The sequence below is a fragment of the Nonomuraea monospora genome (genome assembly GCF_039531895.1).
GTDB classification, from domain to species: domain Bacteria; phylum Actinomycetota; class Actinomycetes; order Streptosporangiales; family Streptosporangiaceae; genus Nonomuraea; species Nonomuraea monospora.
This window is the reverse complement of the sequence record NZ_BAAAQX010000013.1, coordinates 1-17,767: the sequence shown is the minus strand read 5'-3', so window position 1 is coordinate 17,767 and position 17,767 is coordinate 1. Positions and strand designations below refer to the sequence as shown.

At 73.6% G+C, this 17,767-nt stretch carries 16 protein-coding genes; 4 read left to right on the top strand and 12 right to left on the bottom strand.

What is annotated here, in order from left to right; all coding sequences use genetic code 11:
- Positions 1–49: 49 nt before the first annotated feature.
- The 3 genes from ABD331_RS25100 to ABD331_RS25090 all read right to left on the bottom strand — a co-directional run bounded on the left by ABD331_RS25100 (position 50) and on the right by ABD331_RS25090 (position 2,152).
- Positions 50–1,201 (bottom strand): hypothetical protein, encoded by a 1,152-nt coding sequence (locus tag ABD331_RS25100; RefSeq protein ID WP_344479155.1) that lies wholly within the window; start codon positions 1,199–1,201, stop codon positions 50–52.
- Positions 1,201–1,713: an RNA polymerase sigma factor gene (locus tag ABD331_RS25095; RefSeq protein ID WP_148441796.1), complete on the bottom strand. Its 513-nt coding sequence runs from the start codon at positions 1,711–1,713 to the stop codon at positions 1,201–1,203. The genes ABD331_RS25100 and ABD331_RS25095 overlap by 1 nt, the downstream gene beginning before the upstream one ends.
- 67 nt (positions 1,714–1,780) lie before the next feature.
- Positions 1,781–2,152 (bottom strand): RNA-binding S4 domain-containing protein, encoded by a 372-nt coding sequence (locus ABD331_RS25090; RefSeq protein WP_344479702.1) that lies wholly within the window; start codon positions 2,150–2,152, stop codon positions 1,781–1,783.
- Positions 2,153–2,271: 119 nt separating this feature from the next.
- Here ABD331_RS25090 and ABD331_RS25085 point away from each other — a divergent pair, with 119 nt between their 5' ends.
- On the top strand, positions 2,272–3,891 hold the full coding sequence (locus ABD331_RS25085; RefSeq protein WP_344479147.1) for an FG-GAP-like repeat-containing protein: 1,620 nt from the start codon (positions 2,272–2,274) through the stop codon (positions 3,889–3,891).
- 42 nt (positions 3,892–3,933) lie between these two features.
- Here ABD331_RS25085 and ABD331_RS25080 read toward each other — a convergent pair whose 3' ends face one another.
- Positions 3,934–5,856, bottom strand: a complete 1,923-nt coding sequence (locus tag ABD331_RS25080; protein ID WP_344479144.1) for an FG-GAP-like repeat-containing protein — start codon at positions 5,854–5,856, stop codon at positions 3,934–3,936.
- 143 nt (positions 5,857–5,999) lie between these two features.
- Between ABD331_RS25080 and ABD331_RS25075 the strand changes: the two genes are divergently transcribed.
- Positions 6,000–8,777, top strand: coding sequence for an AfsR/SARP family transcriptional regulator (locus ABD331_RS25075; protein ID WP_344479141.1), 2,778 nt, complete (start codon positions 6,000–6,002; stop codon positions 8,775–8,777).
- 27 nt (positions 8,778–8,804) lie between these two features.
- Positions 8,805–10,367 (top strand): hypothetical protein, encoded by a 1,563-nt coding sequence (locus ABD331_RS25070; protein WP_344479138.1) that lies wholly within the window; start codon positions 8,805–8,807, stop codon positions 10,365–10,367.
- Positions 10,368–10,398: 31 nt separating this feature from the next.
- Here ABD331_RS25070 and ABD331_RS25065 read toward each other — a convergent pair whose 3' ends face one another.
- From ABD331_RS25065 to ABD331_RS25045, 5 genes are all read right to left on the bottom strand, one after another.
- On the bottom strand, positions 10,399–10,974 hold the full coding sequence (locus tag ABD331_RS25065) for a DinB family protein (protein WP_344479135.1): 576 nt from the start codon (positions 10,972–10,974) through the stop codon (positions 10,399–10,401).
- Between the two features lie 89 nt (positions 10,975–11,063).
- Positions 11,064–11,966 (bottom strand): diacylglycerol/lipid kinase family protein, encoded by a 903-nt coding sequence (locus ABD331_RS25060; RefSeq protein WP_344479132.1) that lies wholly within the window; start codon positions 11,964–11,966, stop codon positions 11,064–11,066.
- 101 nt (positions 11,967–12,067) lie between these two features.
- Positions 12,068–12,832 (bottom strand): isocitrate lyase/PEP mutase family protein, encoded by a 765-nt coding sequence (locus tag ABD331_RS25055; RefSeq protein WP_344479129.1) that lies wholly within the window; start codon positions 12,830–12,832, stop codon positions 12,068–12,070.
- A 21-nt stretch (positions 12,833–12,853) separates the two neighbouring features.
- A complete protein-coding gene (locus tag ABD331_RS25050; RefSeq protein WP_344479126.1) occupies positions 12,854–13,873 on the bottom strand; it encodes a sigma-70 family RNA polymerase sigma factor in 1,020 nt (339 codons plus the stop codon).
- A gap of 100 nt (positions 13,874–13,973) precedes the next feature.
- Positions 13,974–14,885, bottom strand: a complete 912-nt coding sequence (locus tag ABD331_RS25045; protein WP_344479122.1) for a LysR family transcriptional regulator — start codon at positions 14,883–14,885, stop codon at positions 13,974–13,976.
- A 72-nt stretch (positions 14,886–14,957) separates the two neighbouring features.
- Here ABD331_RS25045 and ABD331_RS25040 point away from each other — a divergent pair, with 72 nt between their 5' ends.
- Positions 14,958–15,326, top strand: coding sequence for a cupin domain-containing protein (locus ABD331_RS25040; RefSeq protein ID WP_344479119.1), 369 nt, complete (start codon positions 14,958–14,960; stop codon positions 15,324–15,326).
- A gap of 5 nt (positions 15,327–15,331) precedes the next feature.
- On the opposite strand, the gene prfH is transcribed toward ABD331_RS25040, so the two are convergent.
- The 3 genes from prfH to ABD331_RS25025 all read right to left on the bottom strand — a co-directional run.
- Positions 15,332–15,952: a peptide chain release factor H gene (gene prfH, locus ABD331_RS25035; RefSeq protein WP_344479116.1), complete on the bottom strand. Its 621-nt coding sequence runs from the start codon at positions 15,950–15,952 to the stop codon at positions 15,332–15,334.
- Positions 15,949–17,091 carry an RNA ligase RtcB family protein gene (locus ABD331_RS25030; protein ID WP_344479113.1) on the bottom strand — a complete coding sequence of 381 codons (1,143 nt, stop codon included), beginning with the start codon at positions 17,089–17,091 and terminating at the stop codon, positions 15,949–15,951. The genes prfH and ABD331_RS25030 overlap by 4 nt, the downstream gene beginning before the upstream one ends.
- Positions 17,092–17,190: 99 nt before the next feature.
- Positions 17,191–17,767 (bottom strand): serine hydrolase domain-containing protein (locus tag ABD331_RS25025; protein ID WP_344479110.1); only part of this gene is annotated, 577 nt, incomplete at its 5' end.

Below are 17,767 nucleotides of genomic sequence, written 5' to 3'. Positions count from 1 at the left end.
ACGCGATCGGCACCGGTTCTGTGACGCCGCTGAAGGTGAAACACGTCACTCAGTACCGGCCGGAGCACTCACGGCAGCCCGGCGGCGGCGTCGGCCGGGCGTCGGTCCAGGCTCTGCGCACGATGCTCGTGACGACGTCCGGGACGCCCGCAGCGAGGCCGGGCACAGGCGCCACCTGCTGGGCCGCCCACAGCGCGCCGCTGTCCGGATCGATGACGAGCTGACTGCTGACCACGCCGCGCACCGGCGCCTGAAGGGTCACCGCCCGCCGACCGGCCGGATCGCGGACGTCGTCGCGCACGCTCGCCCCCGGCAGCCCGGCCAGCACGCGGTAGGCCGCCGCCTGGGTGCCCGGCGTGGTCGGGAGCTCCACGACGAGCAGGCGAGCGGCCTGCGCCAGCCACTGGTCCCGGCTCTCGTCCGAGCCGTCCGGGTAGCGCCTCAGCAGCTCGGCCTTGAGTGCCGCCGCCTCCCGGGGCAGCGCGAGCAGCTCGGGCAGCGTCGCCGTCCAGCCCGGAGCCACCGCCAGGGGGCGGCTCATGGACCGGGAGGGATAGACGGGCAGGTTGGGGTCGCAGCCCCGGCCGGGGCAGAGCCTGGGGGAGCCGGAACGCCGCCACGCCTCGGTCGCGGCGGCGCCGTAGGGCTTGGTGGAGACGGGCTCGTACCAGGTGTACCAGTCGCCGTCCCGGCCGATCGCCACGACCTCACTGGCGCGCTCCTCGACGAGGTGACCGTCGGCGCCCTTCGTCCGGCGGACGATCTCGGTCTCCTGCCGCCAGTAGCGCAGGACGGCGTGCGGCTGCGCGGCCAGCCTGTCCGCCGCCGCGTCGAGCCGCTGGCGTGGTGTGAGGGTGGCCGGGGCGGGCGCGGACCTGGGCAGCAGGACGGCGACGGCGCCGATCACGAGGATCACGGCCGCCGCCACCAGCGTCACACCCCGCCACCCGCCTGACAGCACACCCCGCCACCCGCCGAGCGACCCGCCTGGCATCCCACCCCGCCGGCTGCGCGGCGAGCCGCGCCGCCCGCCTGACGTCACGCCCCTCCTGCCGCGCCGCCCGGTCGGCCGCACATCCCTCCTGTCGCCCACCGAGCCGTGACCGTGCTCGAGGAGGCGGGCGCGGACCGCCGCCCGCTGCTCGGGCGTGGCCGGCGGGACGTCCGGCATCACCCGGTCGATGAACTCGAACTCCCTCATCACGCCTCCACTCCCAGCGTCGCCCGCAGCTTCGTCCTGGCCCGGTTCAGCCGCGACGCGACCGTCCCCTCGGCGATCCGCAGGGCGGCGGCCACCTCCGCGTAGTTCAGCCCGCCGTACGCGACCAGCAGCACCACGTCCCGCTCACCGGCGGACAGCCCGGCCAGCGCCCCGGCCAGCCGCCCGACCGTCACCTCGGCGGTCAGCCGGTCGACCACCCGCTCGTGCGGGCCGTCGTCGTCGGGCGGCGGCCCGCTGCGCGCCAGCGCCCGGTAGCGGCGCAGCTCCGCGCGCCGGTGCCGGCCGAGCAGGTTGGTGGCGATGCCGTACAGCCAGGGCCGGACCGCGCCGTACGCCGGGTCGTACGCCGCGCGCCGGCCGAAGGCGATCAGGAAGGTCTCGGCCGCGAGGTCCTCCGCCACGTCGAGGCCGACGCGGCGGCCGAGGTAGCGGCGGATCTCCTCGTAGTGGGCGTCGAAGACGGCTTCGAACGTGTCAGGGACAAGGATCACTCAGGGACTCCCGGATGAGATGGACATCCCTACTTGCCCGCTGGAAGCCCGCCCTTCCGGAAATTTCCTAGTTTTCTGCTTCCGGCCGTGCCCGCCGCCCGAGCAGCTTCTCGATGCTGCGGCGCTCCCGCTTGGTGGGACGGCCCGCGCCACGGTCGCGTACGGCGACGGGCACCCTCTCCTCGCGCGGGGGAGGCGGCGGGCTGTTGTCCACGTAGCACTCGGCGGCCACGGGGGCGCCGACGCGCTTGGTGATGATCCGGGAGACGACCACGACGCGTTCGCTGCCCTCGTGCCGGAGCCTGACCTCGTCACCGGCCCTGATGACGTGCGCGGGCTTGACCCGCACCCCGTTGACGCGGACGTGCCCGCCCCGGCAGGCGTCGGAGGCGATCGAGCGCGTCCTGGTGAGCCGCACCGACCAGATCCAGACGTCCACCCGCGCGCTCACCTGCTCACCTGACACCCCGCCACTGTACTGAGTGCCGCCGGGCCCCGTCGATCGAGCGGGCCTGGAGGACATACCGGCGGCATACCGCCCTTGCCTAGGGTGCGGCCGTGATCACAGGATTCCTGAACCCGGGCAGGGCCCGCCGCCTGCTCGCCGCCGCGGGCCTGGGCGCCTCCATGGTGTGCCTGCCTCATCCCGCCACGGCGAGCGCCTCCGGCCTGAGCGCGTACGACAAGCTGGTGCTCGCGCACCGGCCGGTCGCGTACTGGCGGCTCTCGCATCCCGCGGACGTCACGGAGACGGACCGCACCGGCAACGGCCACAAGGGCACCTTCCGCAACGTCGGCAGCACGGTCGAGCTGCCCAACAACGACGGCGCAGCCGTCTTCAACGGCTCGTCCGGATATTTCGAGGTTCCTACGGCGAAGTCCTTCCACATCTCCACCACGGGCGCGTTCACCGTGGAGGCCTGGATCAGGCCGCACACCCTGCAGTTCCCCGACGAGGAGCAGACGGGCTACGTCTACTTCATGGGCAAGGGCACGAAGTCGGGCAGCGGCGGGAACCGCGAGTGGGCGGGCCGCATGTACTCCAAGACGAACGACGAGAACCGGCCCAACCGCATCTCCGGCTACGCGTGGAACCTGGACGGCGGCTTCGGCGCGGGGGCCTACTTCCAGCAGCCGGTCCAGGCGAACCAGTGGATCCACTACGCGATCACGTTCGACACCGCGGAGGGCTCGTACGGCAAGGTGCGCGTCTACCGTGACGGCGTGCTGGCGGGCACGGACAACCTGGCCTACCGCCCTGGAACGGCTGATCAGGTCATCATCAAGCCCAAGCCGGGGTCGGCGCCGGTCCGGGTCGGCACCCGCGACGGGGCGTCCTGGTTCAAGGGCGCGGTCGGCAAGTTCGCGATCTACAACCGCGAGCTGCCGGCGACGGAGCTGCGCTCCCACTACGTCGCGATGACCGGCACCGCCACGCCGGACTTCAACACCGACGGCGTCGGCGACCTCTTCTCGGCCGCCACCGGGACGCTGACCGTCTGGAACGGGCAGGGCGGCAACAAGTTCGGCCCCGCCATCGCGGTCGGCGGCGGCTGGGGCGGCTTCTCCCGGCCGGTCGCGGGCGACGTCAACGGCGACGGCCGCACCGACCTGCTCGCCGTGACCAAGGACACCCACAAGCTGCACGTGTGGAACGGGGAGGGCGGCAACGAGTTCGGCCCCGGCACCGAGCTGGGGCCCGGCTGGGAGCCGTACGCGGACACGCTGACGTCCCTGGGAGACGTCAACCAGGACGGCTACACCGACCTCGGCGCCGTGCACGCCGAGACCGGGGTGTTCACCGTGTGGAACGGCAAGGGCGGCAACGGCTTCGGGCCGGGCACGCCGATCGGCGGCGGGTGGACGGCCTTCAGCCGGCCGATCGCCGGCGACTTCAACGGCGACGGCGTCGGTGATCTGCTCGCGGTGCGGAAGGACACCAATGTCCTGCACGTCTGGAACGGCAGGGGCGCCAACGACTGGACCGGCGCGACCGCGCTGGGGCCGGGCTGGGCGCCGTACGCGGCCTCGCTGATGTCTCTCGGCGACGTGAACGGGGACGGCCACGACGACATCGCGGCGGCGAACGGCGGCACTCTCCACGTCTGGAACGGCAAGGGCGCGAACAAGTTCGGGCCCCGCACCGCCCTCGGCATCCCATGGGCTCAGCCCTCCTGACCGGCATGCGAGAACCCCCGGACGCCCGGGGGTTCTCCGCTGTCAGAAGGAGGTCTTCCAGCCGGTGCTGACGGCGAGCCCGGAGCCGAACTTGTTGCCGCCCTTGCCGTTCCACACGTACAGGGTCCCGGTCTCGCCGTTCACGGCGGCCAGGTCCGCGCGGCCGTCCCCGTTCACGTCGCCCGGCGACGTCAGCGAGGCCGCGTACGGCTCCCACCCGCCCCCGACCTCGACCGCGGCGGCGAAGTTGTTGGCGCCCCTGCCGTTCCAGACGTAAAGGACGTTGGTGTCCTTCTTCACGGCCATCAGGTCGCCGATGCCGTCGCCGTTGAAGTCGCCGGCGATCGGCCGGGAGAAGAGCAGCCAGCCGCCACCGATCTTCGTGCCTGGCCCGAACCCGTTGGCCCCCTCGCCGTTCCAGTAGAAGAGGGCGCCGGTCTCGGCGTTCACGGCGGCCAGGTCCGTACGGCCGTCCTGGTTGATGTCGCCCGCAGACACCAGCGAGTCCGCGTACGGCTCCCAGCCGGGCCCCAGCTCGACGGCGGCCCCCAGCTCGTTGCCGCCCTTGCCGTTCCAGACGTGCAGTCTGCCGGTTTCCTTCTGCACGGCGACCAGGTCGGTGAGCCCGTCGCCGCTGAAGTCGCCGGCGACCGGCCGGGAGAAGCCGCTCCAGCTTCCGATCGCGGTGGCGGGGCCGAACTTGTTGCCGCCTTCGCCGTTCCAGACGGTCAGCGTCCCGGTGGCGGTGGAGAAGAGGTCGCCCACGCCGTCGGCGTCGAAGTCGGGCGTGGCCGACAGGCCCATCCCGGCGTACTGCGGGTTCCGCGCGTGGGTGAGCGTCTCCCAGGCCAGGAAGTGCGACATCCCGACCGGGCGCTTGCGCTCCACCCACTGCGTGGCGTCCGGCATGTCGTCGTAGCCGAGCCGTTCGTGCAGCGCGTTGTAGCCGACCTCGTAGTGCGCGCCGAGGTCGAGCGTGGCCTTGCCGCCGCACAGCCACGACGGCACAGTGCCGCTCTGCTGCACGCGGGCGTGCAGGTCCATGGCGCGGCGCAGCCGGTGCTTGGCCGTGGAGTACAGGTCCACGCCCTGGTGACCGGCCGTCTCCGCGACGTGCGCGATGGCCGCCAGGCCCCAGCCGGTGTGCCAGAAGTCGCGGCACGTCTCCTGGGTCAGGCCGTCCACGAACGTCGTCTGCCCGTGCCAGTAGTCGATGATCTCGGCCTTGGTGTCGTACGTGCTCTTCGGCGGCGCCTTGGGCAGCGAGCCGTCCGTCGTCAGGTAGACGTAGGCGGGCAGCCTGCCGCGCCAGGTGGCCACGGCCTTGTCGAACGAGGCCCGGTCGTCCAGGTGCACGGCGATGCCGATGGCGGCGTCCGTCATGATCAGTTCCCAGTTGCCGTTCTTGTTCGGCGCGCCGGCGAGCACGGCCGGCAGGTAGACGGTGCGCAGCTTGCCGGCGAAGCGGGCGGCCTGGGTCCAGCCGGTGTAGGTGTGCTTGACCAGCTCGGCGGCGCGGGAGAAGTTGGCGCCGGCCCAGCCGGTCTGCAGCGGCGCGTTGCTCCCGGTGTGCTTGCTGATCACGGCCGACCAGGCGTCCATGATCTGGATCGCCTTCACGGCGTGGCGGGAGTCCTTGGTGAGGTACCACTGCAGGGCGTGCGTGTAGGCCGCCATGGAGTCGTTGCGCTCGTCCGAGCAGCCGTTGTCGGGGGTCGAGCTGGGGCCGCAGTCCACGACCGCGCGCGGCTCGGCCGTGTAGGACAGCGAGGCCTGGGCGCTCTTCTGCAGGGAGCTCCACGCGGACTTCCATGGCTCGTTGCCGAGGTTGGCGCGGACGAAGTCGAGCTGCGCGCGGCTGACCAGCACGCCGGGGTGCTTGAACACGGCCGCCTGCGCGGGCTGCGGGACGCATAGGACGGCGACCGCCAGGACGGCGGCGGCCGCGATACGAGCTGGACGCACGGGTTTCCTTCCACAAGTGAGGTCGCCCATTCCGCCAGCCGTCCGAACGGCCTGTCAATCTCAGCGCGGCCGGATATACCCGCCGTATACCGGCGCGACGACATACCGGCGATATACCGCCTCTTACTAGGCTTTTTCCCCTGATGACAGTGGAGATCGGGTTCCTCGGGTCCTGGCAGACCAAGGTGGACGGCCAAGCGGTGCGGATCGCGGGCCGCCGCCGCATCGCCGTGCTGGCGCGCCTGGCGCTGGACACCGGCCGGCCCGTCAACGCCCGCCAGCTCGTCACCGACGTCTGGGGGCAGACCTCGACGGCCACCGCGGCCAAGCAACTGCACATCGTGGTGTCCAAGCTGCGCGACACGCTCAACCCCGGCCTCATCGCGACCGTGCCCGGCGGCTACCTGCTGGACCTGCCCCGCGACCAGGTGGACGCGCACCACTTCACGCTGCTGGCCGGCCAGGCGCGGATGGCGCGCGACCGGCGCGAGCCCGGCACCGCCGACGAGCTGTTCCGGCGGGCGCTGGCCCTGTGGCGGGGGCGGGCGCTGGCCGAGCTGACGGAGCCGTGGGCGCAGATCGAGTCCAAGCGTCTGGAGGAGGAGCGCCTGGCCGTCTTCGAGGACCACGTCGAGCTGCGGCTGGCCGCGGGCGACCACCACGCGGTGGTGACCGAGCTGGTGCGGCACGTCCACGCCCACCCCCTGCGGGAGGGGCCGCGCGCCCAGCTCATGCTGGCGCTCTACCGGGCGGCCAGGCCGTCCGACGCGCTCGCGGTCTACCAGGAGGGCCGCGTCGCCATGGTGGAGGAGCTCGGCCTGGAGCCCGGCGCGCGGCTGCGCCGGCTGCAACACGCCATCCTCACCAGGGACCCCGCGCTGGAGCTCGGCGCGCCCGCGCAGTCCGCCACGGTCGTCCCCGCCGAGCTGCCCGCGGACACCCGGTCGTTCACCGCCAGGCACGAGGAGGTGGAGTGGCTGCGCGAGGCGCTGCTCCAGCCGGGCACGGCCGTCGTGGACGGGCCAGGCGGCGTCGGCAAGTCGGCGCTGGCCGTCCACGTCGCGCACGCGATGGCCGGACGGTTCCGCGACGGCGTCATCTACGTCAACCTCAACGGCTCCACCCCGGGGCGGCGGCCCCTGCCCGTGCCCGACGCCCTCGGCCACCTGCTGCGCTCGCTCGGCCTCGACGGCTCCGCCGTGTCGGCGGACCCGCGGGAGGCGATCGCCCGCTACCGGTCGCTCACCGCGGCCGGCGACCTGCTCGTCATCCTCGACAACGCCCTCGACGCCGACCAGGTGCGCCCGCTCATCCCCGCGGGTCCCGGCTGCCGGACCGTCGTCACCAGCCGCCACGACCTGGCCGGCCTCGACGGCGCCCGCCACCTGCACCTGGCGGGCCTCGCCGACCGCGACGCCGTCACCCTGCTCGCCAGGGTCGCCGGCCCCGACCGCGTCCAGCGCGAGCCGGAGGCCGCCGCCGGGATCACCGGGCTGTGCGGCGGCTTCCCGCTGGCCATCCGGGTCGCCGGCGCGCGGCTGCGTGCACGTCCCGACTGGCGGCTCGCCGACCTCGCCGACCGCCTGGCCGACGCCGCCCGGCGGCTGGACACCCTGCAGTACGACGATCTCGCCGTACGCGCCAGCATCGCGGTCAGCCACGAGCACCTGCGCGAGGAGCCGAGCGGCCAGGACGCCGCGCACGTCCTGCCGCTCCTCGGCCTGCTCGACACGCCCGCCCACACCCCCGCCGCGACGGCCGCCCTGGCCGGCTGGCCCGAGTCGCGGGCGGAGGCGGCGCTCGAACGGCTCCGCGGCGCCCGCCTCCTGGAGTCCGTGGGGCGCGGCCGGTACCGCTTCCACGACCTCATCCGCCTGTACGCCCGCGAGCAGGCCGGCCACGAGCTGCCCGAGCGGGAGCGCGCGGCGGCGCTGCGCCGCGGCCTGCACCACTACCTGGCCACGGCCAACACCGCCACGCTGCTCGTGCACCCCCAGGCCCTGGAGCCCTACTACGCCGCCGACCAGCCCGGCGTCGCCCTCGCCGACGCGGGGGCGGCCAGGCGGTGGACCGAGGCCGAACGCGACAACCTCCTCGCCGCGGCCCGCCAGGCGGCCGAGTCCGCCGACCCGGACACCGCCATCGGGCTGGCGCTGGGCCTGCACATGCCGTTCAACTACCGCGGCTGGGTCACGCACCTGACCGACGTGCACCTCGGCGCGATCCGGCTGGCGGAGCGGTGCGGAGACCTGGCCGGCCACGCGCAGGCGCAGAGCTACCTGGGCTGGGTCTACCGCGACCAGGGACGCTACGAGCAGGCTATCCACCACCTGGAGCAGGCGGTGGTGAGCTGGGAGAAGGCGGCCCTGCCGCACCGGCGGATCGGATCGTTCAACAATCTCGGCATCATCTACACCGTGCTGGGACGGCTCGACCTCGCCGACGCCAACCTGTCACGCGCCCTGAAGATCGCCGACGAGATCGGCGAGCGCTACGCGCGCGGCGCCGTACTCAACAACCGCGTGCACGTGCTCTTCCGGCAGCAGCGGTTCGAGGAGGCCATCGCCCAGGGCAGGATCGCCGTCGCGGAGTGGAACAGCAGCCTGTACGGCGAGGGTTCCAGCCGCGCGAGCCTGGCCCGCGCCCTGATCCACGCCGGACGGCTCGCGGAGGCGGCCGACACCTACCAGGTGGCGCTGGCACTCCTGCGCGAAGCCGAATACCGCATCGGCTACGCCGTGACCGCCTGGTGGTCCGGCCAGACCCTGCACGCCCTGGGACGGCACGCCGAGGCCCGCCGCGACTGGCACGCCTGCTTCACCACCCTGCTGGAGACGCGCCTGCTGACCCGCGCCGAGGTGGACGAGCTGCTGGAGCAGCCCGTACCCGAGATGCCGATGCCGATCCGGCACATGCTGTAGGACCGATCACAGGAGAGACAGCCTTCCATGACCCCGGATTTCCGCTGGTTCGCCAAGCGGCTCGGCCCGGACCTCGCCAAGTCCGCCCTCCTCCTCACCGGGGACGAGCGGCAGGCCCTGTCCCTGGTCCGGCACGCTCTCGTCGAGGTCGGCAACGGGCGCGGGCTGCCCGCCGCGTCCGCCACCGCGGCCAGGCTGGCGCTCTACCGCAAGGCCATGGCCGACGGCGTGCCGACGGAGCGCGTGGTGGCGGTCGCGCGTGGTCGTGACGGCGTGTCGGCCGAGGACCTCATGTTCGACCTCTCGCTCGGCCACGACGAGCTGACCCCCGCCACCGTCCCCGCCGCCGTCCCTGCTGCCGCCGTCCTAGCTGACCCGCCCGGCCTCGACGTCGCCGACACCGTCCGATCTGCCGTCGCCGCCGTACGGCGGCGCAAACGCCTGCGCGCCTGGATCGCTGTGGCCGCCGTCGTCGCGGTGGCGGCGGGCTACGCCGGGATCCGGCTGGCGAGCCGGGACCCGGCGGTCGTCGCCTCCGGCACCTTCTCCCTGACCGAGGACGGCGCCCTGCGCACCGAGGTCGAGCAGGGCCTGATGACGCACGAGCCGGACTCCCCGAGCGCCTTCACCCTGCGCTTCGGGCTGCCGTACGGCGAGTGGCCTGCCTGGACGCCGCCGCTGACCACCGCCCGCATCCGGTACGCCGAGGAAACCGCCTGCCCCAACGACACGGGCACCGAGACCAAGCCCGGCGACGTGCTCTGCGCCGGGTGGGGCCTGATGTTCGACACCACCCAGAAATGGTCCGACAACCTCAGCAACGTGAGCTGCGCCTCCCCTCCAGGGTGCCGCGGCACGTCCCTGATCACCGACGCGGCCGTGCGCATCCTGGAGTCCGATGGCGACGGCGGCCCGGGAACGGCCTGGACGCCGTCCGTGGCCGTCAGCGCGGACGGCTACAAGGTCGCCTACCTGGACGCGCTCAGGCACCGCTGGGTCGTCGCGGACCTGGACGGCAACCAGGTCAGGGACCTCACCCCCCAGCTCACCGCCGAGCAGCTCGCCCAGGAGTCCACGGCGATGTTCTCCCCGGACGGGGGCCACGTCGCCGTCCGCCTCACCGGGCAGGGCGAGACGTTCCACACCGAGCTGGCATCCGGCAGGACCACGCCCATGAGCCACGCCTGCGAGAGCCTGCTCTCGGTCGCCCGCGACGGCGTCACCTGCGACGGCAAGGACACCTCGCCGCCCTTCACCGTCCGCCTCGACGGCAGCGGCACCACCGCCGACCGGATGACCGCGGGCGGCGTTCCGTCCCCCGACGGGAAACTGCGCGCCACGGAGACCGACGGCGTGATCAGGCTGACCGACGCGGCCACCGGCGACGTCGTCGCCGAGCACCAGGCGCGGGCGCCGGGCGGCGAGAGCGACGTCACGCTGCTCGGCTGGGCGGACGACCGGCATCCGCTGATCCACCTGGACGGCTACGGCTGGTTCTCCCTCGACGCCGGCACCGGCGCCCTCACCCCCTCACCCGTCCTGCCCGCCGACCTCGACCCGCACCGGACCGTCCTCGGCTTCCTGGGCTGATCCGGTGCTGCTGGAGCGAAGATCGGAGTGCTCAGGCTCCTTGCGCTTGCCGGGCCGCCCGCTCCAGCCGCCCCCGGTACTCCTCCCACCAGGACGCTTCATCGCTCGGCAGCACGTCACCACTCCGCCGGCCGACGGCCCCGTCGATGAGCTCCCTGACGATGTCCGCGTGACCGGCGTGCCGGTTGGTCTCGGACAGCACGTGGACGAGGATGCGGTGCAGGGTCACGGGGTTGCGATCGGCCGGCCACCAGGCCACGTGACCGGCCGCGTCCAGGGACAGCTCCTCGATGGTGGCGTCCGCGTGCGCCCAGGCCCGCCGGTACAGCGCGACGATCTGCTCCCTGGACTCGTCGGGCGTGGCCCACATGTCCGCGTTGTCCTCGGCCGCCTTCTCGATCCACGGCAGGGACTCGCCGTGCGGCCGGTCGAAGCAGTCGCCGAAGTAGCCGAGCTCGACGCCGGCCAGGTGCTTGACCAGGCCGAGCAGGTTGGTGCCCGTGGGGGTGAGCGGGCGGCGGACGTCGTACTCGGCCAGGCCGTCGAGCTTCCACACGAGGGACTCGCGGGCGGCCCTCAGGTAGGAGTGCAGATCCGATTTGTGCATGCCGGGCATTGTGCCAGGCGGCCGGGCGCGGCCTCCGAGCCGAGGGCCGCGTTCCGGTACGAGCGGCGTGACTCGTCCCCCCCGTGGTGCTACGCCGTCCCCGGCTGGGTGCGGGTCACGGCCAGCCGCCAGGCGCGGGGCTCGACGGTCCAGGTACGCCCGGAGATGGGCCCGGCCAGCTCCCCGTCGGCGTTCAGGTGCAGGGCGGGGCCCGAGACGCGGATGCGCGCGCCGCGCACCGCCGTCACCTCAGGCCGGCCGGTGTGCCGCCCGAGCCGGAGTAGCACCCCGTACAGCAGCCGCTGCAACGGGCCGGTGGCGAACGAGACGACCACGTCGGCGAGGCCGTCGGAGAGATGGGCGTCGGGGGTGAGCGGGGTGCCGCCGCCGATGGACCTGCCGTTGCCGATCCCGGCCATCAGCACCCTGCGCCGTCCGTCCGCGACCACCCGGCCGTCCACCTCCACCCGCAGCGGCACCCCCTTGGTCCTGACCCCCGCGATCACGCTGCCCACCGCGTACGCGAAGCGGCGCAGCACCGGCTTGAGCGGGGTGGCCGTCCTGGCCGCCTCCACGCCGACACCGAGATGCACGGCGTTCACCACGATGCCGCCCTCGTCGTCGCGCAGCAGGTCCAGCGGCCGGGGCTCGCCGAGGGCCGCGGCGCGGGCCGCCTCGGCCGGGTCCAGCGGCACGCCCAGCGCGCGGGCCAGATCGTTGCCGGTGCCCAGCGGGATCAGCCCGACCGTGCGCGTGCCCAGCTCGCCCCGCTCCGCCAGCACCTCGACCAGGCGGTGCAGCGTCCCGTCGCCGCCCAGCACGACCGGATCCCGCTCCGGATGCTCCGCCAGCGCCGCGGGCAGGTCCGCCGGGTCGGCGATGCGGGCCTCCACCGTGTCGGCGTGCCCGGCCAGCACGGCCAGCACCTCGGACACGACCTCGTCGTCGGCGCTTCCCGCCGCCGAGTTGACGATCGCCAGCAACCGGCGCATCCCGCCCTCCCCTTCTCACCTCTCAGGTGCAGGCGTCTACCCGCCCGGCCCCTCGGCATACGTGCCTCAGGCCGCAGCCTGATCGGGGCCCGCCACCGTGCCTATGGGGCTGAGCCGGAAGCCACGGCCGCCAGCAGAACGGAGTCGAAGGTGCCGTACAGGCGTCGTTGCAGAGCGGGCCCGAAGCTCACCCGCGCGACACCGGACGCGGCGAGCTCCGCGATCGACGACTGCCCGTTGCCGAAGGCCACGTTGACCGGCCCGGGAATGCCCTTGGCCAGCTCCCGGACCGCGTCGGGTTCGCTCGCGCCGATGGGATAGACGCAGTCCGCACCGGCCTGGAGGTAGCGCGCGCCACGGTCGAGCGAGGTGGCGAGCCGCGCCTCCGGCGGCCCGGCCTGGCGCAGGAACGCGTCCGTGCGCGCGTTGATGACCAGGTCCACGCCGAGCGACAGGGCCGCGGCGCGGACCGCGGCCAGGAAGTCCGCCTGCTCGCCGGCGTCCAGCATCTCGCCGGTCGGCGGGTGCGAGTCCTCCAGGTTCAGGCCGGCGGCTCCGGTCGCCGCGAACCGTTCGGCCAGCTCGGCCGGGGCGAGGCCGTAGCCGCGCTCGAAGTCGACCGTCACCGGTACGGATACGGCGCGCACGATCCGCTCGGCCGCGGCCAGCATCTCCTCGACGGGCGCCGCCTCCCCGTCGTCGTAGCCGAGCACCGCGGACACGGCGGCGCTGCTGGTGGCCACGACGGGGAACCCGGCCGCCTCGACCATCCGGGCCGAAACCGCGTCCCAGGCGTTGGGCAGCACCAGCGGGTCACCCGCGACGTGCAGCCTGCGCAGCCTTTCCGCGGCGTCGATGTCACTCATGAGATTCCCTCCAAGGTCGAGTCAGGCGCGCAGCGAACGCGGCAGCCCGAACGCGGTCAGCAGCGAGTTGTCCACGAACCGGGTCAGCGCGGAGATCCGGTCGCCGGTCAGCGTCAGTACGAGAACTCCGTGCGCGTGCAGGATCGGCGTCCGCCGGTCACGCAGGTAACAGCCGAAAGCCGGTTGCCCGTTGGCCCGCGTCGCGACGAGCACGTGCCCACGGCAGCCGTCCAGCGCGACCGTGGCCAGGAAGTGCCGGACGTCCGCCAGCCCCTGATATTCCAGCGGCAGCGGCGGCATGGTCAGCTTCACGTCGCTCGTCAGCATGGCCACGACGGCCTCGACGTCCCCGGCCTCGAACGCGCGGGCGAACCCCTCCACCAGCCGGCGTTCCTCCGGCGAGCCCGGCAGCGGAGCGTCCTGCCCGCCACGCTCCGGCAGCGCGCCGCGGGCCCGTTTCAGCGCGCTGGTCACCGCGCTCTCGGTGGCGCCGAGCATGTCCGCCACCTCGGCCGCGCGGAACCCCAGCACGTCACGCAACACCAGGACGGCCCGCTGGCGCGGCGGCAACCGCTGCAACGCCGCCAGGAACGCCAGCGACACCGACTCCCTGGCCTCGTACCGCGCCTCGGGGCCTGGCAGGTCGTCGGCGATCTCGTCGAGCAGCACGTCGGGGTAGGGCTCCAGCCAGATCGGCTCGGCGCGGCGGTGCGACGGCTCGGGCAACGCGACCTCCGGTCGGTGAGCCGCGGACGGGTGGGGGCGGCGCGCGTCCGCCCGCAGCGCGTTCAGGCAGCGGTTGGTGGCGATCCGGTAGAGCCAGGTGCGCACCGACGCGCGTTCCTGGTAGCCGCCGATGCCGCGCCACGCCGCCAGCAACGTCTCCTGCAGCAGGTCCTCGGCGTCCTGTACGGAGCCGAGCATGCGGTAGCAGTGCACCTGCAGCTCGCGCCGGTACGGCTCGACCAGCTCGCGGAACGCCTCGCCGTCGCCGCCGCGCGCCGGCGCGAGCAGGTCCTCCGCCGGCGGCATGCCTCGCATGGTGACTCCTTCCGTCCGGTGTCCCTCTCCCCTGTACGGACACCGCCGGAGCCGGAAACTGGGCGCCCTGGCTCAGGCCGATCGCAGCCGTGACCATGGCTCAGGCCGATCGCAGCCGCGCGGCCACCGACCGCAGGTGCTCGATCATCGCGGCGGCGGCGGGCAGCCGGTGCTCCTGGGCCGGGGTGGCGGTCAGCACGGTCCTGGTCAGCGCCGGCTCGTCCAGCGGGCGTACCACCAGGTCAGGCGCTGTCGCGGGAAGCGTGAGGAACGGCGCGAGCGCCACCCCGAGCCCCGCCGCGACCAGCCCGCGCACCGTCATCTGGTCGTCGGTCCTGAACGCGATGACCGGCTCGAACCCCGCCTGCCTGCACGCCCCCGGCAGCACGTCGAGCGTCGAGCCCCTGCGCACCCCCTGGATCCACCGCTCGCCGGCCAGGTCGGCGAGCCGCACGCGGGCCCTCCCGGCCAGGCGGTGACCCGGCGGCAGCGCGATGTGCAGCGCGTCCACGAGCAGCGGGCGCGTCTCGACGTTCGCGGGCAGCACCAGCGGCACGGCGGGGAACTCGTACACCAGCGCCAGGTCCAGCTCGTGCGCCGCGACGGCGGCCACCGCCTCGTCGCGGTCGGCCTCGACCAGCTCCACCGAGACGCCGGGCCGCTCGCGCAGGAAGGCGCGCACGGCCAGCGGCATGAGCGTGGCGTTGGCCGTCGTGAACGAGCCGAACCGCAGCCTGCCGCCCTCCCCTGAGCCGATCGCGGCCAGCGTGCTCTCGGCGGCGCGCAGCTCCGTCATGATCCGCTCGGTGTGGGCCAGCAGCGCCCGCCCCGCCTCGGTCAGCCGGACGCCCCGCGCGTGCCGTTCGAGCAGCCGGGCCCCGGCCTCCCGCTCCAGCACGGAGATCTGCTGCGACAGTGCCGAGGTGGTGTACGACAGCGCGGCGGCGGCGCGCGTCAGCGACCCGTGGCGGGCCACCTCCCGCAGCACCCTGAGCCTGGCCAGGTCGAGCATGCGGAAACGCTAAACCCTTCGTTAAGAAGCTGTCGATTGTCCTTAACGGTGGGCCGTGTCCATGCTGGCGGCATGCTGACCACTCTGAACGCCATCCCGCCCACCCGGATCTGGCAGGACGTCCTGGCCCGCGTCATCCACGGCGAGCAGCTCACCCTGGCCGTCGTCGAGCTTCCGCCCGGCGGCCTGGTGCCCGAGCACCGGCACGTCAACGAGCAGCTCGGCCTGTGCCTCCAGGGCACGGTCACCTTCCGGGTGGGGGAGGAGACCCGGGAGCTGGGGCCCGGCGGCTCGTGGCGCGTCCTGGCGAACGTTCCCCACGAGGCTCAGGCGGGGCCGTCGGGAGCGGTCGTGGTGGAGGTGTTCGCCCCGGTACGGGACGACTGGGCCGGTCTCGAACAGGCCGAGCCGGGCCCGCCTCGCTGGCCCTCGACAGAATAATGAGGTCAGGCGGGGCGGGTCGGGCGTTCGACGCGGACGGGGTCGCCGCGTACCAGCTCGTCGTGCACCCGCCACCGCGCGGCGGTGACGGCGCGCTCGGCCGCCTCGTCGTCCCGCTCCAGCCGCTCCCGCAGCAGCCGCATGGCGATGCGGCGGTTGAGGCTGAGCTGCCGCTCGGTGTCGGCCACGACGACGATCCCGGTGGGCCGGTGGGTTGCCCGCACGGCGGTGCTCGCCTTGTTGCGGTGCTGGCCGCCCGGCCCGCCGGTGCGGACGGCGACCACGTCCACGTCCGCCTCGCTGAACGTGGTGCGGGGCGCGTCCACCTGGCACGGCCGGGCGATGACGTACCAGTTCTTGCGCCCGGCGGTGGCCCGGTACGGGCTGGGGGCCTGCCAGCACAGCGTGCCGGTCCACGAGGCGGCGAACGTCTCGGCGTCCGCACCCGTGATGCGCACGAGCACCGACCGGTAGGTGCCGGGCCGGTCGCCGGGCACGGTGTGGGCGCGGTGGGTCTCCAGGCGCTGCCGGGCGGCGTCGGCCTCCAGCCGGCGCAGCAGCTCGGCCAGCGCCCAGGCGCACTCCTGCGGGCCGCGCCCGGCCGACATCAGCAGGTGAACGCTCACGCGCGCCCCCGCCTGCGCCGCCGGTCCCGCTGCGGCGCCGACCCCAGATCCGGGGTCTTGTACGTGACCAGCGGGATCGTCGTGGCCACCGGCGTGGCCAGCTCGTGCCGCACCAGGTCGTCGATCACCTGCTCGATGCGCTTGTACGCCGTCGGCGCCTCCTCGAACAGCAGTTGGCGGTCGCCGCACACCACCAGCGACCCCACCGGCGTCCGGCGCAGCTCCTCGACCGTGTGCTTGGCCCGCCCCCGCCGCAGGGCGTCCGCGCGCGACATCTTGCGCCCCGCCCCGTGCGCCACGGAGAACCCGGCCTCCGGCCCGGCGCGACCGGCCACCAGGTAGGAGGGGGTGCCGCGCGTCCCGGCGATGAGCACGTCGCCGCCGTCGCCCGGCGCGGCGCCCTTGCGGTGTAGGTACATCCCGTCGCGCACCTCGACGGAGTTGTGGCATTGATCGACGATCGGCTCGGCGGGCTCGAACCCGAGCGCGTGGGCGACCCTGGCGGCCAGCAGCCGCCGGTTGAGCGACCCCCAGCGCACGGCGTCGTCGTGCGCCGCCAGGTAGGCGGCGGGATCGGGCGCCGGGCCCGCGCCGTGGACCTCGGTGTGCGCGCGCAGGATCCGCTCGCCCAGCCCGCGCGAGCCGCTGTGGACGATGAGCACCAGGTCACCGGCGGCGAGGCCGAGCCGGTCGGCGTGATCTGGCTCGAAGACGGTCGCGACGCGGGCCAGCTCGACGAAGTGGTTGCCCCGCCCGACCGTGCCGAGGCCGTCGAGGTGACCCGCCGGGATGTCCTCCCGCACCTCCGCCCAGGCCGGGTCGTCGGCGTCCTGCTCGGGGTCCAGCGCGCGGTCGAGGTCGGGGAAGCGGGCGGCGAGCTTCTCGGGCACGGCCCGCTTGAGCTTGACGGGGAACACGGCGATCCCGCACCCGATGTCGGAGCCGACCAGGAACGGGTACAGGACGCGGGACGTCATGGCGGCGCCGATGGGCGCGCCCTTGCCGGGGTGCAGGTCCGGCATGCCGGCCACGTGCGTCATGCCGTCGAGGGCGGCCACCTGGTGGCACTGCGCCACGGCGTCGGACTCGATCCAGCTCTCGGGGGAGGCGAAGACGGTGACCGTGGCGGTGGTAAGCATGGGAACACGTTCTCGAAGCCCTGCCCTGTGAGGCAAACGATTTTCCTGACGCATACGGCCGCGGGCAACCCCTCCCGCGGCCTTTGCGTGTCAGCCCGTCTACTGCCCGAACGCCTCCTGTACGAGCCGCTGCAGGGCCTGCTGGAACGCCGCGCTCAGGGACAGCGCGGCGTCGTCCACGTAGTTCAGCGCCGCGGTCAGGGTCTTGCTCCCGTCGGGCAGGCTGAACATCAGCGCCGCGTGCCCGCCGGCGCCGCCGTTGTGGGTGATGAGGGTGCCGCCGCCCGGCGCCTGCTGCACGAACACGCCCAGGCCGTAGCTCGCCTTCGACTCCGGCGTGAACATCTCGGCCAGCAGCTCGGCCGGCACCAGCTTGCCGCCCACCAGCGCGGTGATGAACGTCTGCAGGTCCCGGGTGGTGGAGATCATGTCGCCCCCGCTGGAGATCCAGGACGGGTTCACCCGGGTGACGTCCACCGTCTCCTCCTCGTGGCGATAGTAGGCGTGGGCGTGCGGGGCGGGGATGTCCGTTTCCGCGGACGGCTGGACGGTGCCGGTCAGGCCGAGGGGGCCGATGATCAGCCGTTGCATCTCCTGGGCGATGGTGCGGCCGGTGACCTTTTCGATGAGGAGCCGGGCCAGGACGTAGTTGGTGTTGGCGTAGCTCCAGTCGGTG